We start from the raw sequence: 21885 nt of genomic DNA, 5'->3' as shown, positions 1-21885 counted from the left end.
TAGGGCCGGTAGCGCGAAGGGAGCACCATCATGCGGTCCGAGGACGAGGCCCGGTTTCGCGACATGGCCAGGAGGCAGGCGGCGCCGATGCGCCGTTTCGCCTATCTGCTGTGCGGGGACTGGCACCTCGCCGAGGACCTGGTCCAGAACGCACTCACCAAGCTCTACTCGGCGTGGTGGCGCATCCGCGGTGCGGACACGCTCGACCACTACGTCCGCAAGACCGTGGTGCGGTGCTGGCTGGACGAGGTCCGCCGCCCTTGGCGAAGGGCGGAGGACAGGACCGGCGTCGTACCGGACGTCGCCGACCACGATGGCGATCCCGCTGCCGTAGGCCAGCGCGCGCAGACACGGGACCTCGTCCTGCGCGCGCTGGCCGAGGTCCCGTCACGGCAGCGGGCCGTGCTCGTCCTGCGCTACTTCGAGGACCTCTCGGTGGCCGACACGGCGGCCGCGCTGGGGTGCTCGCAAGGCACGGTGAAGAGCCAGTCGGCTCGCGGATTGGACAAGATGCGGGCGGTGATCGCACGGTCCGGGCCGGACTTCTCCGCCCTGACCGGCGGGAGGACGGAGTCATGATCGAGAAGGAACTGCGGGACGGTCTGCGGGGCGCCGTCGCCGACGAACCGCCACTGGGCTTCGACCCGGACGAGGCGGTGACCAGGATCGGGGTCAGGGTCCGGCGGCGGCGGGCCACGGCCGCCGTCGCCGCGGCGGTGGTCGCCGTCATCGGCGGCGCGGTCGCGGTGCAGCAGAGCGTCGGGCTGAGCCGTGGCGGGACCGTGGAGATCGCGAACGAGCCGAAGCCCACGACGGCGAGCCCGGCGCCGAGCACCGAGAAGAAGATCGACTTCCAGTGGCCGGTCCCCGGGCTGCGACGGCCGGAGCGGCTGACCCAGGCCGAGGCCGAGGCACGCGGGGAGGCACTCGGGCGGGCCGCGCTGGACAAGTTCCTGAGGCAGCGGGTCAAGGGAGTGCGCAACGTCAAGGCGATGCGGTTCGACGCCACCGCGGCGGGGGAGAACGATCCCGGGCCCAACGTGCTGGAGGGCGGGGTGGAGTTCCGCGACCAGGTCGGGGGCACCGCGGTCTTCGTCAGCGTCTACTCGGCGCGGTACGACTTCCCCAGCCCGGACAAGGAGTGCGCCGAGGACCCGGCGCGGACCACGCGCACCCTGGTCTGCCGGGTCGACAAGCTCGCGGACGGCACGGCACTCGTGTTCAGCGAGGAGCGGACGACCGCCGGCCAGAAGGACGTGCTCGCCAGCGCGACGCACTACCGCCTGGACGGGGTGGTCGTGCGCTTCACCGCCTACACCTACGACCCCACCGGCAACGGCAGGCCGGACCAGCCTCGGCGGGAGCGGCCCGCCCTGACCGAGGCGCAGCTGACCGCGCTGGCCACCGACCGCGCGTTCACCATGTGAGCCCGTCGCCACGGCTGGCGAGCGCACCAGCCGTGGCGACGGCGGCTCAGCCGACGCAGCCCGCGCCGAGCAGCGCCTTCAGCTCGCCCATGAACGCACCGGAGGTGCTGATCCGGAAACCGTCGTCGACCGCGAGGGTGAAGGCGCGGCGGTTGTTCTGGATCTTCAGGTGCACCGGGGTCTCGCCGGGGTGGGCCTTGAGCGTGTGCTTGAGGTCCTCCACCAGTGTCGGGTTCACCTTCGAGGCCATCAGCTTGATCACCAGCGGTGGGTCCTGGGTCAGGTCCATCTCGGCGATGTCCAGGGTCACCAGGCCCGAGCCGAAGATCGACATCTTGTCCTCGCGCCAGTTCACCCTGCCCTTGACCGCGACCGCGGCGTCCTCGACCAGCTCGTCGGAGAGCACGCTGTAGGACTTGGGGAAGAACAGCACCTCGACCGAGGCGTCCAGGTCCTCGACGGTGCAGATCGCCCAGGGCTCGCCCTTCTTGTTCACCCTGCGCTCCATCGCCGAGATCATCCCGGCGATGGCGATCTCGCCCTCCTTCGGCGGGTCGGCGATGATCTCCGCGATCGACCTGGGCGCGTTCTGCCGCAGCGCGCGCTCGGCCCCGTCCAGCGGGTGCGCCGAGACGTAGAGGCCCAGCATCTCCCGCTCGTAGCCGAGCAGCTGCTTGCGCGGCCACTCCTCGGTGGAGATCTTCAGGTGCGCCAGCGGGGAGGCGTCCTCGTTCGGCTCGTCGTCGTCCCCGCCCGCGCCGAACAGGTCGAACTGGCCCATCGCCTCCTGGCGCTTGAGCGGGACGACCGCGTCGACCGCCTCCTCGTGCACCTGGAACAGGCCGAGCCGGGTGGTGTCGAAGGAGTCGAAACCGCCCGCCTTGATCAGCGACTCGATCACGCGCTTGTTGCAGCAGACCAGTTCCGACTTGTCCAGGAAGTCGGTGAAGGAGGTGTAGGCCCCCTTCTGCTCCCTGGTCTTGATGATCGAGTCGACCACGTTGGCGCCGACGTTGCGGATCGCGCCGAGGCCGAAGCGGATGTCCTGGCCGACCGCGGAGAAGCGCAGCGCGGACTCGTTGACGTCCGGCGGCAGCACCTTGATGCCGAGCCTGCGGCACTCCGAGAGGTAGACCGCGGACTTGTCCTTGTTGTCGCCGACCGAGGTGAGCAGCGCGGCCATGTACTCGGCGCGGTAGTTCGCCTTCAGGTAGGCGGTCCAGTACGAGATGAGGCCGTAGGCGGCCGCGTGCGACTTGTTGAACGCGTAGCCGGCGAACGGGAGGATCGTGTCCCACAGTGCCTTGATGGGTTCGGGGGAGAACCCGTTGTCGCGCATGCCCTGTTCGAAGCCCTCGAACTCCTTTTCGAGGACTTCCTGCTTCTTCTTGCCCATCGCCTTGCGGAGCACGTCCGCTCGACCCATCGAGTAGCCCGCGACCTTCTGGGCGATGAACATGATCTGCTCTTGGTAGACGATCAGGCCGTAGGTCTCGGAGAGGATGTCCTTGAGCGGCTCCTCCAGTTCCGGGTGGATCGGCTTGACCTTCTGCCGCCCGTTCTTGCGGTCGGCGTAGTCGTTGTGCGCGTTCATGCCCATCGGACCCGGGCGGTACAGCGCGCCGACCGCGACGATGTCCTCGAACGCCGTGGGCTGCATGCGCCGCAGCAGGTCCCGCATGGGGCCACCGTCGAGCTGGAACACGCCGAGGGTGTCGCCGCGGCCCAGCAGCTCGTAGGTGGCCTTGTCGTCCAGCTCCAGCGTGTCGAGGTTGATGTCCTCGCCGCGGTTGGCCTTGATGTTCTCGATCGCGTCGCCGATGACGGTCAGGTTGCGCAGGCCGAGGAAGTCCATCTTCAGCAGGCCGATGGCCTCGCAGGAGGGGTAGTCCCAGCCGGTGATGATCGAGCCGTCGTCGCGCTGCCACAGCGGGATGGAGTCCATCAGCGGCTGCGAGGACATGATCACCGCACAGGCGTGCACACCGGCGTTGCGGATCAGGCCCTCCAGGCCGCGCGCGGTCTCGAAGATCTTGGAGACCTCGCTGTCGTTCTCGATCAGCGTGCGGACCTCGGCGGCCTCGTTGTAGCGCTCGTGCTTCGGGTCGACGATGCCGGACAGGGGGATGTCCTTGGCCATGATCGGCGGCGGCAGCGCCTTGGAGATCTTGTCGGCGATCGCGTAGCCCGGCTGTCCGTAGTGGACACGAGCCGAGTCCTTGATCGCCGCCTTGGTCTTGATGGTGCCGAAGGTGATGACCTGCGCGACCCGGTCGTGGCCCCACTTCTCGGTCGCGTAGCGCACCATCTCGCCGCGCCTGCGGTCGTCGAAGTCGATGTCGATATCGGGCATCGACGCGCGCTCCGGGTTGAGGAACCGCTCGAACAGCAGGCCGTGCGGGATCGGGTCCAGGTTGGTGATCCCCAGCGCGTAGGCGACCAGCGCGCCCGCCGCGGAACCACGGCCGGGGCCGACCCGGATGCCCACCTCCTTCGCGTACTTCACCAGGTCACCGACGACCAGGAAGTAGGCGGGGAAGCCCTTCTGGTTGATCACGTCCATCTCGAACTCGGCGCGCTCGACGTAGCCGTCCGGGATGCCGTCCGGGAAGCGCCAGTGCAGGCCGCGCATGACCTCCTTGTGCAGCCAGCTCTCCTGCGTCTCGCCCTCCGGGACCGGGAACATCGGGATGCGGTCGTGGTAGGCCCAGATCTCGTCGTAGGGCTCGACCATCTCCGCGACCAGCAACGTGTTGTCCGTGGCCCCCTCGACCTCGGAATCCCAGATCTGCCGCATCTCCGCCGCGGACTTCAGGTAATAACCATCACCATCGAACTTGAACCGGTTCGGATCGTTCAGCGTCTTCCCCGACTGCACGCACAACAACGCCGAATGCGTATCCGCCTGATCCCTGGTCACATAATGCGAATCATTCGTCGCCAACGGCTTGATACCCAGATCCTTACCGATCTTCAACAGACCCTCGCGCACCCGGCGCTCGATGTCCAGACCGTGATCCATCAACTCCAGGAAAAAGTTCTCCGCCCCGAAGATATCCCGGTAATCCGCCGCCGCCTGAACCGCTTCCCTCTCATGCCCCAACCGAAGGCGCGTCTGCACCTCACCCGACGGACACCCCGTCGTGGCGACGATCCCCTCCGAGTACTGCGCGATGATGTCCCGATCCATCCGCGGCTTGCGGTAATACCCCTCGATACTCGCCAAACTCGACAGCTTGAACAGGTTCCGCAACCCCGTCGCGTTCCGCGCCACCATCGTCATGTGCGTGTACGCACCACCACCAGCAAGATCATCACCACGCTGGTGCGGCTCACCCCAGAACACCGGCTTCTTGTGACCCCGACTCGTCGGCGCGACATACGCCTCGATCCCGATGATCGGCTTGATCCCGAACTTCTTCGCCTGCTGGTAGAACTGATCCGCCCCGTACATGTTCCCGTGGTCGGTCATCCCCACCGCCGGCATCTCCAACCGCTGCGCCTCGGCGAACAACGGAGCGATCTTCGCCGCACCGTCGAGCATCGAGTACTCGGTGTGCACGTGCAGGTGAACGAACGAACCAGCCCCAGCCGACACCGGCGAACCTCCCAGACCTAGCGACCGACCCAATCTAGTTCGTTGCTGCGCGTGAGCACACGGACCCTGCGCTGGCGCGTCCGTGTCACGTGGGACCCCTTACGGCCAAAGGGAAACCGGGCCTTGCTCCAGCGGGCCCGTGATGGCGGGGCCGAGTGGGTCACCGACCAGGACGAGCGAGTTCTCCGCGCGTGCGGCCAGGTCGAGCGCGATGGCGGTAGACCTGTGGAAGGCGCTCTGGAAGATGTGCCGCACGTCCACGAGTTGGGCCCGCGGCGTTCGGAGGTCAGCCTTCGTGCGTTCGGCGGCGGTGTCCCTGTAGGTGGACAACGTCGGCGGGGTCCCCGCCGCCAGTTCCTCGGCGACGACCTTGCTGCGCGCGGCTCACGCTCCATGTGTGCTTGCGGCGATCGCGGGTGACGAGCTCGCAGCGCTGCGCATTGCTTGCGAAATCCGGAGATACACGGCCGAGGGATAATTTGCCACGGTGGCAAATGACGTTTTTCCGCTTCGTGATTGTCTTGCACCGCGTGATCGATCCGAGTGCCGTCCAACGGCCCACCAGAGTCGGCGTCTACGTCGACGCCTTCAACGTCTACTACGGCGCGCGGGCCCATTGCGGGAAGGGAACGGTGGGCTGGCGCTGGCTGGACATCGGCGGCCTGGGGATGAGCCTCATCAACGACCGTCTGTGGCCCAACCCGACCATCGACCGCATCGTCTACTGCACCGCTCTGCGCGCAGCCGCAGGCCCCGGCAGATCGTCTCGCCCGGCGCTGATCAGCTTCCGGGCTGGCTTCCCGCGCGCGAGGTGGTCAAGCCCGACGGGCAGGTCATGCTGTTGGCGACCGTCTCGACGTTCGAGGGGAAGGGATCGGACGTCAACGTGGCGAGCCATCTGCTGATCGATGTGCTCACGGGGACAGATCGGCGCCGCGATGGTCTTCTCCAACGACAGCGATCTGAGCTTCCCCTTGGCGCAGGCCCGTCACCTGGTTCCCGTCGCGACGATCACTCCGAGCACCACGGCGATCGCGACCGACCTACGCGGTGCGGCCGACGACGGGGTGGGAGGGCATTGGTGGCGAAGGCTGCGGGCTGATGATTTCCGCGCGCACCAGGTGCCCGATTCGGTTGCCGGTGCGCTGTGCTGTGAGCACACCGCCCGGTTCTCGCGGCTTCGCGGGGATCGGGTCTTTTTGTTCTCGACCTCACGCCGCAGCGGCTGAGCTGGGCGTTAGATCGTCGAATAGGCTCAGCGGCGTGAGCTCGAAGCCCCGCATCCCGAACGTGTTGGCCGGTCGGTACGCCTCCGCGACCCTGGCCCGGATCTGGTCCCCGGAACACAAGGTGGTGCTGGAGCGCAAGCTCTGGCTGGCCGTGCTGCGCGCGCAGGCGGACCTCGGCGTGGACGTGCCCGCCAGCGCGCTCGCGGACTACGAGCGGGCGGTGGAGCAGGTCGACCTCGCCTCGATCGCCGAACGCGAGCGGGTCACCCGGCACGACGTGAAGGCCAGGATCGAGGAGTTCAACGCGCTGGCCGGGCACGAGCACGTGCACAAGGGCATGACCTCCCGCGACCTGACCGAGAACGTGGAGCAGCTGCAGGTGCGGCTGAGCCTGGAGCACGTCCGGGACCGGGGCGTCGCACTGCTGGAGCGGCTGGCGAAGCTCGCGGCGGAGAACTCCGAGCTGGTCATCGCGGGGCGCTCGCACAACGTGGCGGCGCAGGCGACGACGCTGGGCAAGCGGTTCGCGACGGCGGCGGACGAGGTGCTGGTGGCGTTCGGGCGGGTGGAGAACCTGCTGGAGCGCTACCCGTTGCGCGGGGTGAAGGGGCCGGTGGGCACCGCGCAGGACATGCTGGACCTGCTGGGCGGGGACTCGGCGAAGCTGCTCGAACTGGAGCGCAGGGTGGCCGAGCACCTGGGCTTCGACGCGGTCTTCACCAGCGTCGGGCAGGTCTACCCGCGTTCGCTGGACTTCGAGGTGGTGACCGCGCTGGTGCAGCTCGCCGCGGGGCCGTCCTCGCTGGCGAAGACGATCCGGCTGATGGCGGGCCACGAGCTGGTCACCGAGGGCTTCCAGCCCGGCCAGGTCGGGTCGAGCGCCATGCCGCACAAGATGAACACCCGTTCCTGCGAGCGGGTCAACGGGCTCGCGGTGGTGCTGCGCGGGTACGCCTCCATGGTCGGCGAGCTGGCCGGGGACCAGTGGAACGAGGGTGACGTGTCCTGCTCGGTGGTGCGCCGCGTCGCGCTGCCGGACGCGTTCTTCGCCTTCGACGGTCTGGTCGAGACCTTCCTGACGGTGCTGGACGAGTTCGGCGCGTTCCCCGCCGTGATCGGCCGTGAGCTGGACCGGTACCTGCCGTTCCTGGCCACCACGAAGATGCTGATGGCCGCGGTCCGCGCGGGTGTCGGCAGGGAGACCGGGCACGAGCTGATCAAGGAGCACGCGGTGGCGTCCGCGCTGGCGATGCGGGAGCAGGGGACCGAGCGCAACGAGCTGCTCGACCGGCTCGGAGCCGACGAGCGGTTCCCGCTGGGCCGAGCGGACCTCGACCGGTTGCTCGCCGACCGGCTGCCCTTCACCGGCGCGGCCGCGGCGCAGGTCGGTGCCGTCGTCGAGCGCGTCCAGGAGATCCTGAAGCGCTACCCGAACGCGGCCGGGTACACACCGGAACCGATTCTGTAGCGCCCGAGCTCAGTCGCTGCTCCGAACGGGTGTCAATCCGTTGTCCACCAAATGATCGAGCAGGATTGGTTCGCGTACGTGAACCTTATTCGGTTAAATCAGGACCCTGGAAGCAGTGGGGTACCGCACGACTGAGCGGCACGACAATGTGTGCAGAGGTCAAGTTCTGCTGACATGTCGTCGAGGGGGTTGTCCGCGTGGTCGCTCGCTTGGAAGGCAAAGCGCGCAACCGCGCCGCTCTGCTCGACGCCGCCAGGGACGTGATCGTCGAGGAGGGCCACCGCGGCGCCTCGCTCGGCATGATCGCCGGTCGGGCCGGGCTGACCACCGGAGCGATCTACTCGATCTTCGGCAGCAAGCGGGACCTGCTGGTCGCCGTGGTGGAGGACATCCACTGGCGGGTGATCGCCGAGCTGCGGCAGCTCGGCGACCCCCGGCTGGGCCTGGAGCAGGTCATCGGGGTCTACGTGCACGGGCGACTGCGCGCGGCCGGCACCAAGGAGGCCGCCCAGCTGCTGGCCTTCGAGATGGAGCTGGCCGGGCAGGCGCAGAGCGATCCGGTGGTCAGCACCCGGTTGCGCGAGATCGCCCAGCGGTCCGACCAGCAGTTCGCCGAGGCGCTGGTGGGCAGGGCGGACCAGAACGGCGCGGTGATCGGCCCGGAGCGGGCCCGTCAGCTCGCGCTCGGCATCGGTGCGCTGGTGCAGGGCTTCGAGCAGCGGCGCCTGCGCGGCGAGGACGTGCCGGACGGCTTGGTCGTCGACCTGTCGGTGGCGCTGGCCCGGCAGTGACCGGGTGACCGGTCAGGCGCCGAGCCGCTCCAGCAGCGAGCCGGTGCGGTCCGGCAGCGTTCCCGTGTCCGGCGCCTCCGTGTAGACCACCGGCTCACCGGACAGCTCGCTCCTGCGGCCGTCGGCGTACTCAGCCTGCACGCGCAGGTGGTAGGCGCTGTTCGGGGCCGCGCGGTCGGGGCTGAACTTCGTGCCGACCAGGATCTCGACGAACTGCTCGTCGGTGGCCTTGACGGTGCGGACGGGCTTCGGTGCCTCGCCGTCCTTGACGGTCAGGACGTGGTACTTCGCCGCGCCCTCGACCGGAGACCAGCCGAGCTTTCCGCTGCTCGGCAGGTGGTAGTAGTCGAAGACCACGAACGGCGAGGCCGCCGGTGGGGGTGTCGAGGGTCCGGCAAGCGCAGCCGGACCGGTCGCGAGCAGGGCGAAGCCGCAGAGCAGGACCGCGAGGCAGCGGAACAGCCGGCCTGACGACATCTCGACACTCCTCCGGAGTTCAGAATGGTCGTAGTGACGTTACTAGTCAGAGCGGAAACCTCCGCCATCGATGCGAAGCTTCGATCGGCGGAAGTTCTGCCTTGCGCACGGTCACTGTCTGTGCCACCTGCAGGCGCCGGGCGTCACTTCGCGATGTACACCAGCCGCTGCTTGTCGCTGTAGTCCTTGAAGGCGGCGGCGCGCGCCGAGGTGGTGCAGTGGGCGACGAGCTCGTTCCGCGCGATCTGCCCGCCCCACACCCTGGCGACGGCGTTGTTGTGGAAGTCCATCTCGTGGCTGGCCGGGGGCGCGGGGTTCTCCTCGTGGGCGTCGCCCCAGCGCTTCGCGTAGGCGCTGCCGTGGTCGGCGCTGAGCAGGGACTGCCACATGCAGTGCCGGGCGGCGTCGCGCTGGGTCCCGTCGTAGTTCTGCCCGGAGAAAGCGGAGGTCGACTCGTCACTGGCGGTCTTCGCCACCGCGAGCGCGGCCAGGCACCTGACGGGGTTCTCCGCGCAGATCTTGCGCTCGCTCTCGTTGAGCTGGTTCATGGCCTGCGACGGCCCGGCGGTCGCGGGCGCTGTGAGGCCGAACACGGCGGCGGTGGTCATGGCGAGGACGACGAGGGGGCGACGCACGGCGATTTTCCTCCTCCGGCAGGGGATTCGCCGTCAAGTCTGCGGCCGGGCCGGGTGATCACCAAGCCTTTCGGGATCTGCCTGAGCGATGGGCGTCTAGGGTTGCCCCCGTGCCAACGCTTGCCGAGTATCCGCAGATCGCCGCCGGTAAGGTCCGCCAGCTCCACGCGGTGGACGACGAGCATCTGCTCCTGGTCGCCTCGGACCGCATCTCCGCGTACGACCACGTGCTGGAGTCCGCCATCCCGGACAAGGGGCGCGTGCTCACGGCGATGAGCGTCTTCTGGTTCGAGCTGCTGTCCGACCTGGTGCCGAACCACCTCGTCGCCCACGACGACCCGCGCATCCCGGACGAGGTCCGCGGCCGCGCGCTGCTGGTGCGGCGCCTGACGATGGAGCCGGTGGAGTGCGTGGCGCGCGGGTACCTCACCGGCTCCGGGCTCGCCGACTACAAGCGCACCGGAGCGGTGTGCGGGGTGGCGCTGCCCGCGGGGCTGGTCGAGTCCTCCCGGCTGGCCGAGCCGATCTTCACCCCGGCGACCAAGGCCGAGATCGGCGCGCACGACGAGAACGTCTCCTTCGAGGCCGTGGTGAAGGAGGTCGGGCAGGAGAAGGCGGAGCGGCTGCGCGAGCTGACGCTGCGGGTCTACCGGCGCGCGGCCGGGCACGCGGAGTCGCGCGGCGTGATCCTGGCCGACACGAAGTTCGAGTTCGGCACGGACGACACCGGTGCGCTGGTGCTCGGCGACGAGGTGCTGACGCCGGACTCCTCGCGGTTCTGGCCCGCCGACTCCTACGAGCCGGGCCGGGTGCAGCAGTCCTTCGACAAGCAGTTCGTGCGCGACTGGCTGACCTCGCCCGCGTCCGGGTGGGACCGCGCGAGCGACACCCCGCCACCCGCGCTGCCCGCCGACATCGTCGAGGCGACCCGCGAGCGCTACCTGCGGGCCTACGAGATGATCACGGGCCGCTCGATGGCGGACTGGCCGTCCCCCGCCTGAGAGTTCGCGGGATCGGACGTCCGCCGTCATCGGCGGTAAAGCCGCTGGTCACCTGGGTCCCGCTGAATGGATGAGTGGCTACCAGGCTCCTGGTCTCGCTCTCCGGCATGGACGGCCGCTCGTTGGAGCACTGCGCGTCCGTCGCCGAGGAGCTGGACCGGCTCCGCGTCCCGCTGTCCCTGCTGACCACCCCGTTGCCCGCCACCGAACAGTCCACAGTGGACTGGATTCGGTTCCGGCGCAGTGCGGGGGATGCCGTGGTGCTCAACGGTTTCGCTCGCGGTCCGGTGCTCGTGCCGCAGCAGCGGAGGATGCGGCGCAAGCCTTCGCTGCCCGCGCACGAGGCCGGGCTGCGGCTGATCGCCTCGGTGGCGTCCTTCGAGGCGCGCGGGCTCGTGACCGACTGCTTCGCCGTGCTCGACGCGACGGTGTCGCTCGGCACGATGACCGCGTTGCGGCGGCACGGTTTCACCGTGTGCGCGGATGCCAGTGGAGTGCACGACCTGAAGACGGGCGCGCACTGGCGCGGGCGGGTGCGGCGCCTCGGGCAGCGCGCCGTGATCCCTCGCCGCGCCGAGCTGGTCCGGATAGCCGTCGACGCGGCCGACCTCGCCAGCCACACCTGCAGGTGGGCGTTGCTCGACGCCGTGGACGACGCGCTGCGGGACGGTGCGATCCCCGGCACCTACGCGGCGGTCAGAGTTCCGTCGCCTCTGCGGGCTTCAGCGCACGGAACTCGGTTTTCTCCGCGCTGAGCCGGTCGAACCACCCGTAGTACAGCTCCGGCCGCGCCAGCAGCGCCTCGTGGATCGGCACGGCCACGCGGGGCCCGACCGCGTTCATGAAGTCGACCGTCTCGGCGAGCTTCAACCACGGCGCCTCGGTCGGCATGCCGAGCACGTCGATGTCCTGGTCGGGCACGAACAACGCGTCGCCCGGGTGGTAGAAGGCGCCGTCGCCGATGACGTAGCCGAGGTTCGGGATGCCGGGCAGCTCCCCGTAGATGGTGGCGTGGTCCCCGCCGACCACGTCGACCCGGACTCCGCCGAGCGTGATCGTCTCGCCGGGCGTGACGACCTTCGGCGTGACGCCGAGACCGGTGAGGGCGGCGGCCGAACCCTGGTCGACCACCAGCTCGGCGCGCGGGTTGGCGGCGAGCAGCCCCGGCAGCCGGTCCAGGTCCAGGTGGTCGGCGTGCTGGTGCGTCACCAGGATCGCGTCCAGCTCGGTCAGCGCGTCGAAGCCGGACGAGAAGGCGCCGGGGTCCAGCAGCAACCGCGTCGAACCGGTCTCCAGCAGGACGCACGCGTGGCGGTGGTGGGTGATCCGCATGTACCCGAGTCTAGGACCGCAAGACCAAAGGCGTGAGCTGAATGATGCGCCGATTACGTCGGATGTCAGAGTGACGCCGAATTAGCGGACAACCAGTATCAAAAGCACCCTGCTGAAGTAATTCCCTGCGAGGTGCTTATGCACGCATTCGGCAAACTATTAGTCGCGGCCACTTTGGCGCTTCCGGTGTTCGTCCTGCCCGGGTCGTCCCCTGTGCGGTCCGCTCCGGTCGAACAGGGCGCCCAACAGGTCGGGACCGAGGAGGCGGTGCGCGCCGAGGTCAGCGCGTCCAACCCGGTCGCGGTGATCGACCGCGCGGCGTCCTGGTACGTGAAGACGCACGTCACCGACCTGCGGCTGGCCCCGACCGACGAGCTGGTGATCGCCGATCCGAAGGGGTCGGAGAGCTACCGCTACTCCGGGAACCCGGCCGAGGAGCGGGCTGCGGGCGACTCGCCCGCGACGCCGACCGGCACCGGATTCTGGGCGCTGTCGGTCACCGGCGACTCCGCGGTGGTCACCCTGCGCGCCAAGGACGGCGGGGCGCCTTCCCCGCTCAGCTCGGCGCGCATTGACAAGATCACCCGCGGATTCACCGACGCCGAGTTCGCCGCGCGCGCGGACGCGGAGACCCGCAGTATCTGCGGGACCAATGATTACAAGGACGCGGTCTGCTACAAGAGCAGCAATCCGACTGAATTCTCCAAGAGCGCCGCTGTGGCGAAACTGCTCCGCAACGGTTCCTCGCTGTGCACGGGCTGGCGGGTCGGCGCGAACAACCGGATGCTGACCAACAACCACTGCTTCTCCACCAACCCGCAGCAGATCGAGGTCTGGTTCAACTACCAGTGCGACACCTGCGGTGGCACCGCGAGCAGCACGGTGACCAAGGTTCTCGCGTCCCAGGTGCTCTCCACCGACTACGGCCTGGACTACACGCTGTTCTCGGTGACCGACTTCGCCAAGGTGCAGCCGTTCGGCACGTTGGAGCTGGACCCGCGCGTGCCCGCCGTCGGCGAGAAGATGTACGTGGTCGGCCACCCCGCCGGGAAGCTCAAGAAGGTCTCGCTCTCCGACGACCAGTCGGCGTCCAAGGACTGCCAGGTGTTCTCGGTGAAGGTGGACGGGCGCGTGAAGGAGTCCGACATCGGCTACAAGTGCGACACCGAGGGCGGCTCGTCCGGGTCGCCGGTGCTCTCCGGCACGTCGCACAAGGTGATCTCGCTGCACCACTACGGCGGCTGCCCCAACCAGGGCGTCCGCATCGACCTGGTGCACGAGAAGATCAAGAACCAGCTGTGAGCGCGCGGCGGGCCGTCCCGGGTGGGCGGCCCGCCACTCGCCCGTCAGGTCAGCCGCAGCAGGTCGGCCTCCTCCTCGTGGGTGAGCCCGGCGCGGCGCTCCCGCTCCAGACCGAGCCGCAGCTCGTTCTCCAGCGCCGCCCTGGTGGCGTCGCCGAGCGAGCGGTGCCGCAACCCCGCGTCGGCGGCGGGCTTCGGGTCGTGGGAGAGCATGCCGTGGAAGCCGGGCACCCACATCGGCAGCGACCGCGGCCCCGCCCAGGGCTTCACCTCCGCCGCGAGCAGCTTGTCCTCCGCGACCCCGACCAGCTCGATGTCCTGCCCGGCCACCTGGGCGACCTCGGCGATCAGCTCGGGGAACGGCGTGATCGGGCCGATCGCGTCGAAGGTGCCGCCCAGCCGCTGCTCCGCGGCGTCGACCAGCCAGGTCGCCAGGTCGAGGACGTCGACGTACTGCGCGGGCTGGTCCGGCACGTCCGGGACCACCGCCCGGCCGCCCTGGTAGAACCGCGCCGGCCAGTAGCCGAACCGGTCCGACCAGTCCTCGTGCCCGGTGATCAGGCCCGGCCGGGGGATGAACGCCCGGTCGCCGAGCTCCTCGCGGACCCGGTTCTCGCTGGCCACCTTGATCCGTCCGTAGGCGGCCGGGTCGTCGGCGGGGGTGCGCGCCTCGGTCGCCTCCACCAGCGGCTCGACGGTCGGGGACGAGGTGTCCTGGCCGACCGGCCCGTGGTCGGCGTAGACGCTGATCGAGGAGACGAACGTCCAGTGGCCCGCGTTCGCGGCCAGTGCCTGGAGCGCCTCGTTGACCCAGGTCAGGGACATCGTGGCGACGTCGATGACGGAGTCGAAGCGCTCGCCGGCCAAGGGGGCGAACCCCTCCGGGTCGTTTCGGTCGACGCGTATCAGCCGGGCTCCCGCCGGGACGTCACCGGAGGCGCCGCGCGCCGCGCAGAGGACGTCGTGCCCGCGCCGGACCAGCTCGGTCGCGACGGCCTTGGACAGGAACTTCGTTCCACCTAGTACGAGTACCCGCATATGTCCAGCCTGACCTGCCGAACAGGGCCGGACCATCCTGCTCGCGGAGGGCGAACGACCGGCGATCAGGTGAAATCGATCTGCGGCGTAGCTCACGTTCGTCCGCCCTGTCACCGGATAAGGTCAGAACCCGCTGGTCAGGTAGGCTGCGGCTGCCCGCCGAGCCACAAACCTGGGAGTGCGACCAGTGGCCCGTGTCGTCGTTGACGTCATGCCCAAGCAGGAAATCCTCGACCCACAAGGACAGGCGGTGGCCAACGCGCTGCCGCGCCTCGGCTTCGACGGGGTCACCTCCGTCCGCCAGGGCAAGCGCTTCGAGCTGGAGGTCGACGACTCCGTCGACGACGCCGCGCTCGCCAAGATCGCCGAGACCTTACTGGCCAACACGGTGATCGAGGACTGGACCGTCCGCAGGGTCGAATCATGAGCCCACGGATCGGGGTGATCACCTTCCCCGGCACCCTCGACGACGTCGACGCGGCCCGCGCCGCGCGCTACGCCGAGGCCGAGGCCGTGCCGCTCTGGCACGCCGACCACGACCTGCGCGGGGTGGACGCCGTCATCGTCCCCGGCGGCTTCTCCTACGGCGACTACCTCCGCTGCGGGGCGATCGCGAAGTTCGCCCCGGTGATGACCGAGGTGATCGACGCGGCCAAGCGCGGCATGCCGGTGCTGGGGATCTGCAACGGTTTCCAGATCCTCTGCGAGGCGGGGCTGTTGCCCGGGGCGCTGCTGCGCAACGCCGGGCTGCACTTCGTCTGCCGGGACCAGTGGCTGCGGGTGGAGAACGCGGGCACCGCGTGGACCACCCGCTACGAGCCGGACGCGGAGATCCTGGTGCCGCTCAAGTCCGGTGAGGGCCGCTACGTCGCTGATCAGTCCACTGTGGACGAACTCGAGGCCGAGGGCCGGGTGGTGTTCCGCTACGTGGGGAACAACCCCAACGGCTCGCGCAACGACATCGCGGGCGTCACCGACGCCCGCGGCCGGGTGGTCGGGCTGATGCCGCACCCGGAGCACGCGATCGACGCGCTGACCGGGCCGACCGACGACGGCCTCGGCATGTTCCTGTCCGTTCTCGACGCGGTGGTGAAGGCGTGACGACAACCGAACACCTCGCCGACACCGTCGAGCACGCTGCGGCGACCCCGGACACCCCCCAGCCCTTCCGGGAGCTGGGCCTCAAGGACGACGAGTACGCCAGGATCCGGGAGATCCTCGGCCGCCGCCCCACCGACGCCGAGCTGGCGATGTACTCGGTGATGTGGAGCGAGCACTGCTCGTACAAGTCCTCGAAGGTGCACCTGAAGTACTTCGGCGAGACCACCACCGACGAGATGCGCGAGCACATGCTCGCCGGGATCGGGGAGAACGCGGGCGTCGTCGACATCGGCGACGGCTGGGCGGTCACCTTCAAGGTGGAGAGCCACAACCACCCGTCCTACGTGGAGCCCTACCAGGGCGCCGCGACGGGGGTCGGCGGCATCGTGCGCGACATCCTCGCGATGGGCGCCCGCCCGCTGGCCGTGATGGACCCGCTGCGGTTCGGCCCGGCCGACGCGCCGGACACCCGCAGGGTGCTGCCCGGCATCGTCGCGGGTGTCGGCGGCTACGGGAACTGCCTCGGCCTGCCGAACATCGGCGGTGAGGTCGTCTTCGACGCGACCTACGCGGGCAACCCGCTGGTCAACGCGCTCTGCGTGGGCGCGATGCGCGTCGAGGACCTGCACCTCGCGCACGCCTCCGGTACCGGCAACAAGATCATCCTGTTCGGTGCGCGCACCGGGCTGGACGGGATCGGCGGCGTGTCCGTGCTCGCCTCGGAGACCTTCTCCGGCGACGAGAGCGCGGGCAAGCGCAAGAAGCTGCCCAGCGTCCAGGTCGGCGACCCGTTCACCGAGAAGGTGCTCATCGAGTGCTGCCTCGAACTGTTCCGCGAGGGCATCGTCGTCGGCATCCAGGACCTGGGTGGCGCCGGACTGTCCTGCGCGACGGCGGAGCTGGCCTCGGCGGGTGACGGCGGCATGCACGTCGACCTCGACCTGGTCCCGCTGCGCGCCGAGGGGATGACCCCGGCCGAGGTCCTCTCCAGCGAGTCGCAGGAGCGGATGTGCGCGGTCGTCGAACCGTCCAATGTGGACGCTTTCATGAAGGTCTGCGCGAAGTGGGACGTGATCGCCACCGTCATCGGTGAGGTCACCGACGGCGACCGGCTGGTGATCGACTGGCACGGCCAGACCGTGGTCGACGTCCCGCCGCGCACCGTGGCGCACGAGGGCCCGGTCTACCACCGGCCGATCGAGCGCCCGGCCGACCAGGACGCGCTGATCGCGAACACCCCGGACGCGCTCGCCCGACCGTCCACTCCGGACGAACTGCGCGAGACGATCCTGACGATGATCGCCTCGCCGAACCTGTGCTCCCGCGGCTGGGTCACCGAGCAGTACGACCGCTACGTCCGCGGCAACACGGTGCTCGCGCAGCCCAACGACACCGGTGTGCTGCGCATCGACGAGGAGACCGGGCGCGGCATCGCGCTCGCGACCGACTGCAACGGCCGCTACTGCAAGCTCGACCCGTACGTGGGCGCGAAGCTGGCGCTGGCCGAGGCCTACCGCAACGTGGCCGTCTCCGGTGCCGCCCCGCTCGCGGTCACCAACTGCCTGAACTTCGGCTCGCCCGAGGACCCGGCGGTGATGTGGCAGTTCGAGCAGGCGGTCCGCGGTCTCGCCGACGGGTGCGTGGAGCTGGGCCTGCCGGTCACCGGCGGCAACGTCAGCTTCTACAACCAGACCGGCAGCACGGCGATCCTGCCGACGCCGGTGGTCGGCGTGCTCGGCGTCATCGACGACGTCCGCAGGCGGCTGCCCTCGGGCATCGGCAACGAGGCGGGGGAGACCCTGCTGCTGCTCGGCGAGACCCGCGACGAGTTCGGCGGCAGCGAGTGGGCGCACGTGGTGCACGGCCACCTCGGCGGTCAGCCGCCCGAGGTGGACCTGGCCAGGGAGAAGCTGCTCGGCGAGATCCTGGCGGCGGGCTCCCGCGACGGCATGCTCTCCGCGGCGCACGACCTGTCCGAGGGCGGCTTGGCGCAGGCGCTGGTGGAGTCGTGCCTGCACGGCGAGACCGGCGCTCGCGTCGTCCTGCCGGAGGGCTCCGACCCGTTCGTGATGCTGTTCTCCGAGTCGGCCGGCCGCGTGCTCGTGGCCGTGCCGCGCAGCGAGGAACTGCGGTTCACCGACATGTGCACCGTTCGCGGCCTGCCGTGGACGAAGATCGGCGTGGTCGACCCGGACGCCGCTGCCCTGGACATCCAGGACGTGGCGACCATCGGCCTCGACGAACTGCGGACGGCCTGGGAAGGCACCCTGCCCGCGCTGTTCGACTAGTCCGACGCAGCAGTCGACGGGGCCGTCTCCGCGTTCGGAGGCGGCCCCGTCCTCATGGGAGATGGTTGTGTGACAAGGGTTCTGGGGTTGATGTGCAGTGCGACGTTCAGCGTGCCGGAGGTGCGCGGGCGTCTGGTCGAGCCAGCCGTCGAGCGCGGGTGGACGGTAGCGATCACGTTGACCCCCAACGCTTTCACCTGGTTCGAGGCGGCGGGGGAGGTCGAACCGCTGCGCGAGCTGACGGGATTGCCCGTGCGGGGTGCGTCGCGGTTGCCGACCGAACCGCGCCCGCACCCCGTCGTGGACTGCTACCTCTGGGCACCCGCCTCCGCCAACAGCATCGCCAAGCTGGCGTTGGGGCTCGGCGACAACCAGGCGCTCACCACCGTCTCCGAGGCGATCGGATCGCCCACGCCGGTCGTGGTGCTCCCGCAGGTCAGCGAGGCCCACACGCGCCACCCCGCGTGGGACGGGCACATCGCGGCCCTGCGAGCCGGCGGCGTCGAGCTGGTGCCGGACATGGCCTGGGACCTTGCGCTGGAGCGGGCCGAGCGCGTCACGCGATGACGAGCTTGCCGTCCTTGATCTGCCAGCCCTCCGGCAGCTGCACGCGCTCCAGCTCCCCGAAGCCGAGGCCCTCGTGCTTGAGCTGAGGCGGAGGCTGGAAGCGCAGATCGGCCCACTGCTCGACCAGTGAGTGGTGGATGCTGAGCTCCCGCTCGAACGCGGCGTCCAGCAGCGACAGCCCCTTGTGGAACTTCACGTAGTGCATGTCCGCCCGGCCCTTGAAGGTGGCGTTCGTCAGCAGGACCTCCTCGCTGAACTCGGCTCCCTGCCACCTCGTGATGCCCATGAAGGTGGCGTAGCGCGCGACCAGCTTCCCGACGCGCAGGTTGCTCAGCTCCAGGTATTCGAGCTGGGCACCGGTCAGGTCCAGGTCGTAGGTCGGTCCTTCGGTGCCCCGCCCCGGCAGGAGGTCGTAGATCAGTCGTTGGGCGGTCTCCCGGACCTGGCGTTCACGGTCGGCCTCCGGGGTCCGTGCCTCGGGCGTGTACCGATGCGGGTCGTCACCGCGTTCGTCGAAGGCGTCGTGCTCGAACGGGCGGCGGAGGTACGAGCACAGGATGTCGAGCACGGTTTGCGTGTAATCCGGCCGACTTTTTGCCAGGCCCGCAAGCGCGTGGAGGGCTCCGACCCGCACTTGGTCGGCCTCGTTGCCCAGCATCTCGACCGCTCTGGCGAAGCGCTCGTCCGACACCCGCTCCCGGTCGTGGTCGTTGCGGTCCTCCTCCGCACGGCGCTTGCGGTCGTTGAGCCAGAGCGCGTAGAGCGCGACAACGGCACCCCCGGCCAGGCCCCCTGTCTTGATCGCCTCGGTCATCCCCGCACGCGGGTCCGCGATCAGCAACCAGCCTCCGACCAGGCACAACAGCCCGAGAGCCGCGAACACCGTTCCGGTGAGCAGCAGCCCCTGCCGGTGCCGCAGCCACCCGAGCAGCACCAGCGCGACCGCCGCCAGGGAGATCACCGATCCGGCGATGAGAATCACCCATTTGTCCACCGGAAGATTGTCCGGATGACCGCTCGGCGGACAACAGCGCACGCTCACCTTTTGCATCGCTTCGATGCCGGTAAGTGACGGTCAGGCTGTCCTCTCCTCGCCACGGCGGCAAAAACGGGGAGGGGCATCGGTGGATCGTCCTACCTGGGTGTGCGGAGACATCGACCTCACGAAACCGAGTACTGCCCGCGTTTACGACTACTACCTCGGGGGTTCCCACAACTTCGCGGTGGACCGGCGGCAGGCTCGGCAGGCGATCGCGCTCTGGCCGGAGCTGCCCAAGATCATGCAGGCGAACCGCGCCTTCCTCCGCAGGGCCGTGCGCTTCTGCGTCGCCCGCGGCGTGCGCCAGTTCCTCGACGTCGGCTCGGGCATCCCGACCGTGGGCAACGTGCACGAGATCGCCCAGCGCGCCGACCCCGACTGCCGCGTGGTCTACGTCGACATCGACCCGATCGCCGTCGCGCACTCCAGGGCGCTGCTCGCCGAGTCCAGGGCACCCCGCACCGCGACGCTGCAGGCGGACCTGCGCAAGCCGGAGCAGATCCTCGACGACCCCGGCGTCCGGGAACTGCTGGACTTCGACGAGCCGGTGGCGCTGCTCATGGTCTCGGCGCTGCACTTCGTCTCGCCCAACGACAACCCGGCGGCGCTGCTGGAGCAGTACGCCGAGGTGCTCGTCCCGGGCAGCCCGCTGGTGATCTCGCACGGCACCGCGGACGGCCGCCCGGAGCGCGCCACCGCGCACGAGGAGCTCTACCACCGCACGGGAACGCCGATCTGGATGCGCCCGGCCGACGAGATCGCCGGGTTCTTCGCCGGGTTCGACATGGTCGACCCCGGCCTGGTCTACCTGAGCCAGTGGCGGCCGGAGTCGCCGGACGAGGAGTGGGAGCGACCGGAACGGCTCAGCGGGTACGCGGGCCTCGGGATCAGGAACTGAGTGGAGCGCCGGCAGATGACAGCGGTCACGGTTCGCAGCGCGGCGCCAGGTCAGATCGACCTGACGCGGCCGAGCTGTGCCCGGCTCTACGACTACTACCTCGGGGGCTCGCACAACTTCGCCATCGACCGCGAGTACGGCAGGCGGGCGATCGCCCAGTGGCCGCAGCTGCCCGCGATGGTGCGCGCCAACCGGGACTTCCTCCGCAGGGCCGTGCGCTACGCCGTGCGCAACGGGATCCGCCAGTTCCTCGACATCGGCTCGGGCATCCCGACCGCGGGCAACGTGCACGAGGTGGCCCGGCGCGCCGATCCCGGTGCCCGCGTGGTCTACGTGGACATCGACCCGGTCGCCGTCGCGCACTCGCGGGCGATGCTCGCCGGCTGTTCCGGAGTGACCGTCCTGCAGGCGGATCTCCGTGACACGCAAGCGGTTCTGCGGGACAGCGAGGTGCGCCGGGTGATCGACTTCAGCCGCCCGGTCGCGTTGCTGACGCTCGGGGTGCTGCACCAGATCCCCGACGCGGACGACCCGAGGGGCGTGCTGGGCGAGTACCACGACGCGCTCTGCTCCGGCAGCCTCCTGGTGATCTCCCACGGAGCCGACGACATCGAGCCGGACCGGGCCCACGCGCACCAGCGGCTCTACGCCGGGTTCGGGACGCCGCTGTGGTTCCGCGGCCGGTCTCAGGTCTTGGATCTGTTCGGTGACTTCGAGGTGCTGGAACCAGGGGTGGTCCCGCTGCCGGAGTGGCGACCAGACTCCTTCGAGGTCGACGCCCACGACCTGCACCGGATGAGCGTGTACGGGGGGATGGGCCGCAAGAGCTGAACTACCGGAACCGGACGCGAGAACCACGGAGGGATGGAACAGCGGTGGCACTGCCGAGTTGGGCGCCTGCGGAGATCGACCTGTCGAAGCCGAGTGCCGCGCGCGTCTACGACTACTACCTCGGCGGGTCGCACAACTTCGAGGTCGACCGCAACCAGGCCGACGAGGCGATCCGCCAGTGGCCCGACCTGCCCAAGATTATGCAGGAGAACCGGGGCGTGCTGCGCCGCGCCGTCCGCTACTGCGTGTCCAACGGCATCCGCCAGTTCCTCGACATCGGCTCCGGCATCCCCACGGTCGGCAACGTGCACGAGGTGGCCCAGCGCGCCGATCCCCGCTGCCGCACCGCCTACGTGGACGTGGACTCGATCGCGGTCGCGCACTCGCGGGCCATGCTCGCCGACAACCGGCTGACCACCGTGGTGCAGGCGGACATGCGCTACCCGGACCAGATCCTGCACGACCCGGACGTCCGCAGGCTCATCGATTTCGACGAACCGGTCGCGGTGCTGATGCTCGCGGTCCTGCACTTCGTCTCGGACGAGGACGACCCCCAGGACATCACGCGCTACTACCGCGACGCACTGGTGCCGGGGAGCATGCTGGCGATCTCGCACGCCACGTTCGAGGGGCAGCCCGAACGGGCCCTCGCGCACTCGGAGTTGTACCGCAGGACCGGCACCCCCATGTGGTGGCGCTCCAAAGCGGAGATCTTGGGGATGTTCGGCGACTTCGAGCTCGTCGAACCGGGACTGGTCTGGTTCGGGCAGTGGCGGCCGGACCCCGAGGACGAGGTGGACACCGATCCGCAGCGGGCTACCGGCTACGCCGGAGTGGGAGTCAAGCGTTGAGCGACGTCGGGGA

Annotated in this window: 21 protein-coding genes; 15 read left to right on the top strand and 6 right to left on the bottom strand. The window is 69.5% G+C overall.

Annotation, left to right across the window (positions count from 1 at the left end; genetic code table 11):
• Positions 1 to 30: 30 nt before the first annotated feature.
• Together BLT28_RS27055 and BLT28_RS27050 are read left to right on the top strand one after the other, a co-directional pair.
• Positions 31 to 579, top strand: coding sequence for an RNA polymerase sigma factor (locus tag BLT28_RS27055; RefSeq protein ID WP_030430007.1), 549 nt, complete (start codon positions 31 to 33; stop codon positions 577 to 579).
• Positions 576 to 1427, top strand: a complete 852-nt coding sequence (locus BLT28_RS27050) for a hypothetical protein (RefSeq protein WP_030430008.1) — start codon at positions 576 to 578, stop codon at positions 1425 to 1427. The genes BLT28_RS27055 and BLT28_RS27050 overlap by 4 nt, the downstream gene beginning before the upstream one ends.
• 46 nt (positions 1428 to 1473) lie before the next feature.
• Here BLT28_RS27050 and dnaE read toward each other — a convergent pair whose 3' ends face one another.
• Positions 1474 to 4971, bottom strand: coding sequence for a DNA polymerase III subunit alpha (dnaE, locus tag BLT28_RS27045; RefSeq protein ID WP_083383852.1), 3498 nt, complete (start codon positions 4969 to 4971; stop codon positions 1474 to 1476).
• A 962-nt stretch (positions 4972 to 5933) separates the two neighbouring features.
• On the opposite strand from dnaE, the gene BLT28_RS41470 reads away from it, so the two are divergent.
• From BLT28_RS41470 to BLT28_RS27025, 3 genes are all read left to right on the top strand, one after another.
• A complete protein-coding gene (locus BLT28_RS41470; protein WP_197683902.1) occupies positions 5934 to 6254 on the top strand; it encodes a hypothetical protein in 321 nt (106 codons plus the stop codon).
• Between the two features lie 34 nt (positions 6255 to 6288).
• On the top strand, positions 6289 to 7722 hold the full coding sequence (purB, locus tag BLT28_RS27030) for an adenylosuccinate lyase (protein WP_030433758.1): 1434 nt from the start codon (positions 6289 to 6291) through the stop codon (positions 7720 to 7722).
• A gap of 197 nt (positions 7723 to 7919) precedes the next feature.
• Positions 7920 to 8513 (top strand): TetR/AcrR family transcriptional regulator, encoded by a 594-nt coding sequence (locus BLT28_RS27025; RefSeq protein ID WP_030433759.1) that lies wholly within the window; start codon positions 7920 to 7922, stop codon positions 8511 to 8513.
• A gap of 12 nt (positions 8514 to 8525) precedes the next feature.
• On the opposite strand, the gene BLT28_RS27020 is transcribed toward BLT28_RS27025, so the two are convergent.
• Both BLT28_RS27020 and BLT28_RS27015 read right to left on the bottom strand, forming a co-directional pair.
• Entirely contained in the window at positions 8526 to 8990 is a 465-nt protein-coding gene (locus BLT28_RS27020; RefSeq protein ID WP_030433760.1) for a hypothetical protein, read from the bottom strand.
• Positions 8991 to 9133: 143 nt separating this feature from the next.
• Positions 9134 to 9625 (bottom strand): DUF6973 domain-containing protein, encoded by a 492-nt coding sequence (locus BLT28_RS27015; protein WP_156051890.1) that lies wholly within the window; start codon positions 9623 to 9625, stop codon positions 9134 to 9136.
• A 110-nt stretch (positions 9626 to 9735) separates the two neighbouring features.
• On the opposite strand from BLT28_RS27015, the gene BLT28_RS27010 reads away from it, so the two are divergent.
• Positions 9736 to 10626 (top strand): phosphoribosylaminoimidazolesuccinocarboxamide synthase, encoded by an 891-nt coding sequence (locus BLT28_RS27010; RefSeq protein WP_030433762.1) that lies wholly within the window; start codon positions 9736 to 9738, stop codon positions 10624 to 10626.
• Positions 10627 to 10700: 74 nt separating this feature from the next.
• Positions 10701 to 11381, top strand: coding sequence for a polysaccharide deacetylase family protein (locus tag BLT28_RS27005; protein ID WP_030433763.1), 681 nt, complete (start codon positions 10701 to 10703; stop codon positions 11379 to 11381).
• Here BLT28_RS27005 and BLT28_RS27000 read toward each other — a convergent pair.
• Positions 11323 to 11958: an MBL fold metallo-hydrolase gene (locus BLT28_RS27000; RefSeq protein ID WP_030433764.1), complete on the bottom strand. Its 636-nt coding sequence runs from the start codon at positions 11956 to 11958 to the stop codon at positions 11323 to 11325. The two genes, BLT28_RS27005 and BLT28_RS27000, sit on opposite strands and share 59 nt — an antisense overlap.
• A 213-nt stretch (positions 11959 to 12171) precedes the next feature.
• On the opposite strand from BLT28_RS27000, the gene BLT28_RS26995 reads away from it, so the two are divergent.
• Positions 12172 to 13260 carry a trypsin-like serine peptidase gene (locus BLT28_RS26995; RefSeq protein WP_052408264.1) on the top strand — a complete coding sequence of 363 codons (1089 nt, stop codon included), beginning with the start codon at positions 12172 to 12174 and terminating at the stop codon, positions 13258 to 13260.
• A 44-nt stretch (positions 13261 to 13304) separates the two neighbouring features.
• Here BLT28_RS26995 and BLT28_RS26990 read toward each other — a convergent pair whose 3' ends face one another.
• On the bottom strand, positions 13305 to 14297 hold the full coding sequence (locus BLT28_RS26990) for an NAD-dependent epimerase/dehydratase family protein (RefSeq protein WP_030433766.1): 993 nt from the start codon (positions 14295 to 14297) through the stop codon (positions 13305 to 13307).
• Positions 14298 to 14484: 187 nt separating this feature from the next.
• Between BLT28_RS26990 and purS the strand changes: the two genes are divergently transcribed.
• The 4 genes from purS (at position 14485) to BLT28_RS26970 (ending at position 18253) form a co-directional block, all read left to right on the top strand.
• Positions 14485 to 14724, top strand: a complete 240-nt coding sequence (gene purS, locus BLT28_RS26985; RefSeq protein ID WP_030433767.1) for a phosphoribosylformylglycinamidine synthase subunit PurS — start codon at positions 14485 to 14487, stop codon at positions 14722 to 14724.
• Complete coding sequence (purQ, locus tag BLT28_RS26980; RefSeq protein WP_030433768.1) at positions 14721 to 15398, top strand: phosphoribosylformylglycinamidine synthase subunit PurQ; 678 nt, start codon at positions 14721 to 14723, stop codon at positions 15396 to 15398. Before purS ends, purQ begins: the two co-directional genes overlap by 4 nt.
• On the top strand, positions 15395 to 17686 hold the full coding sequence (purL, locus tag BLT28_RS26975; protein WP_030433769.1) for a phosphoribosylformylglycinamidine synthase subunit PurL: 2292 nt from the start codon (positions 15395 to 15397) through the stop codon (positions 17684 to 17686). Before purQ ends, purL begins: the two co-directional genes overlap by 4 nt.
• A 69-nt stretch (positions 17687 to 17755) precedes the next feature.
• On the top strand, positions 17756 to 18253 hold the full coding sequence (locus BLT28_RS26970) for a flavoprotein (protein ID WP_231950446.1): 498 nt from the start codon (positions 17756 to 17758) through the stop codon (positions 18251 to 18253).
• Here BLT28_RS26970 and BLT28_RS26965 read toward each other — a convergent pair.
• Positions 18243 to 19247, bottom strand: a complete 1005-nt coding sequence (locus BLT28_RS26965) for a hypothetical protein (RefSeq protein WP_407638757.1) — start codon at positions 19245 to 19247, stop codon at positions 18243 to 18245. The genes BLT28_RS26970 and BLT28_RS26965 overlap by 11 nt on opposite strands.
• Before the next feature lie 130 nt (positions 19248 to 19377).
• Between BLT28_RS26965 and BLT28_RS26960 the strand changes: the two genes are divergently transcribed.
• Genes BLT28_RS26960 through BLT28_RS26950 form a run of 3 tightly spaced genes read left to right on the top strand, consistent with a single transcriptional unit; the run spans position 19378 to position 21872 of the window.
• The gene (locus BLT28_RS26960; RefSeq protein WP_030433772.1) at positions 19378 to 20190 is read left to right on the top strand and encodes an SAM-dependent methyltransferase; all 813 of its coding nucleotides are present in this window, start codon (positions 19378 to 19380) and stop codon (positions 20188 to 20190) included.
• Between the two features lie 15 nt (positions 20191 to 20205).
• Positions 20206 to 21021 (top strand): SAM-dependent methyltransferase, encoded by an 816-nt coding sequence (locus BLT28_RS26955; protein WP_030433773.1) that lies wholly within the window; start codon positions 20206 to 20208, stop codon positions 21019 to 21021.
• A 44-nt stretch (positions 21022 to 21065) separates the two neighbouring features.
• The gene (locus BLT28_RS26950; protein WP_043814410.1) at positions 21066 to 21872 is read left to right on the top strand and encodes an SAM-dependent methyltransferase; all 807 of its coding nucleotides are present in this window, start codon (positions 21066 to 21068) and stop codon (positions 21870 to 21872) included.
• Positions 21873 to 21885 lie beyond the last annotated feature (13 nt).

Source organism: Allokutzneria albata (assembly GCF_900103775.1).
Taxonomy (GTDB): domain Bacteria; phylum Actinomycetota; class Actinomycetes; order Mycobacteriales; family Pseudonocardiaceae; genus Allokutzneria; species Allokutzneria albata.
This window is presented reverse-complemented; position numbering and strand designations above follow the sequence as displayed.

Bases quoted from the DNA above. Each gene is read 5' to 3' on its own strand.
- purQ (WP_030433768.1), top strand. From the start codon at position 14,721: ATGAGCCCACGGATCGGGGTGATCACCTTCCCCGGCACCCTCGACGAC.
- BLT28_RS27050 (WP_030430008.1), top strand. From the start codon at position 576: ATGATCGAGAAGGAACTGCGGGACGGTCTGCGGGGCGCCGTCGCCGAC.
- BLT28_RS27000 (WP_030433764.1), bottom strand. From the start codon at position 11,958: ATGCGGATCACCCACCACCGCCACGCGTGCGTCCTGCTGGAGACCGGT.
- BLT28_RS26990 (WP_030433766.1), bottom strand. From the start codon at position 14,297: ATGCGGGTACTCGTACTAGGTGGAACGAAGTTCCTGTCCAAGGCCGTC.
- BLT28_RS27055 (WP_030430007.1), top strand. From the start codon at position 31: ATGCGGTCCGAGGACGAGGCCCGGTTTCGCGACATGGCCAGGAGGCAG.
- BLT28_RS41470 (WP_197683902.1), top strand. From the start codon at position 5,934: ATGTGCTCACGGGGACAGATCGGCGCCGCGATGGTCTTCTCCAACGAC.
- dnaE (WP_083383852.1), bottom strand. From the start codon at position 4,971: ATGCTCGACGGTGCGGCGAAGATCGCTCCGTTGTTCGCCGAGGCGCAG.
- BLT28_RS26955 (WP_030433773.1), top strand. From the start codon at position 20,206: ATGACAGCGGTCACGGTTCGCAGCGCGGCGCCAGGTCAGATCGACCTG.
- BLT28_RS27020 (WP_030433760.1), bottom strand. From the start codon at position 8,990: ATGTCGTCAGGCCGGCTGTTCCGCTGCCTCGCGGTCCTGCTCTGCGGC.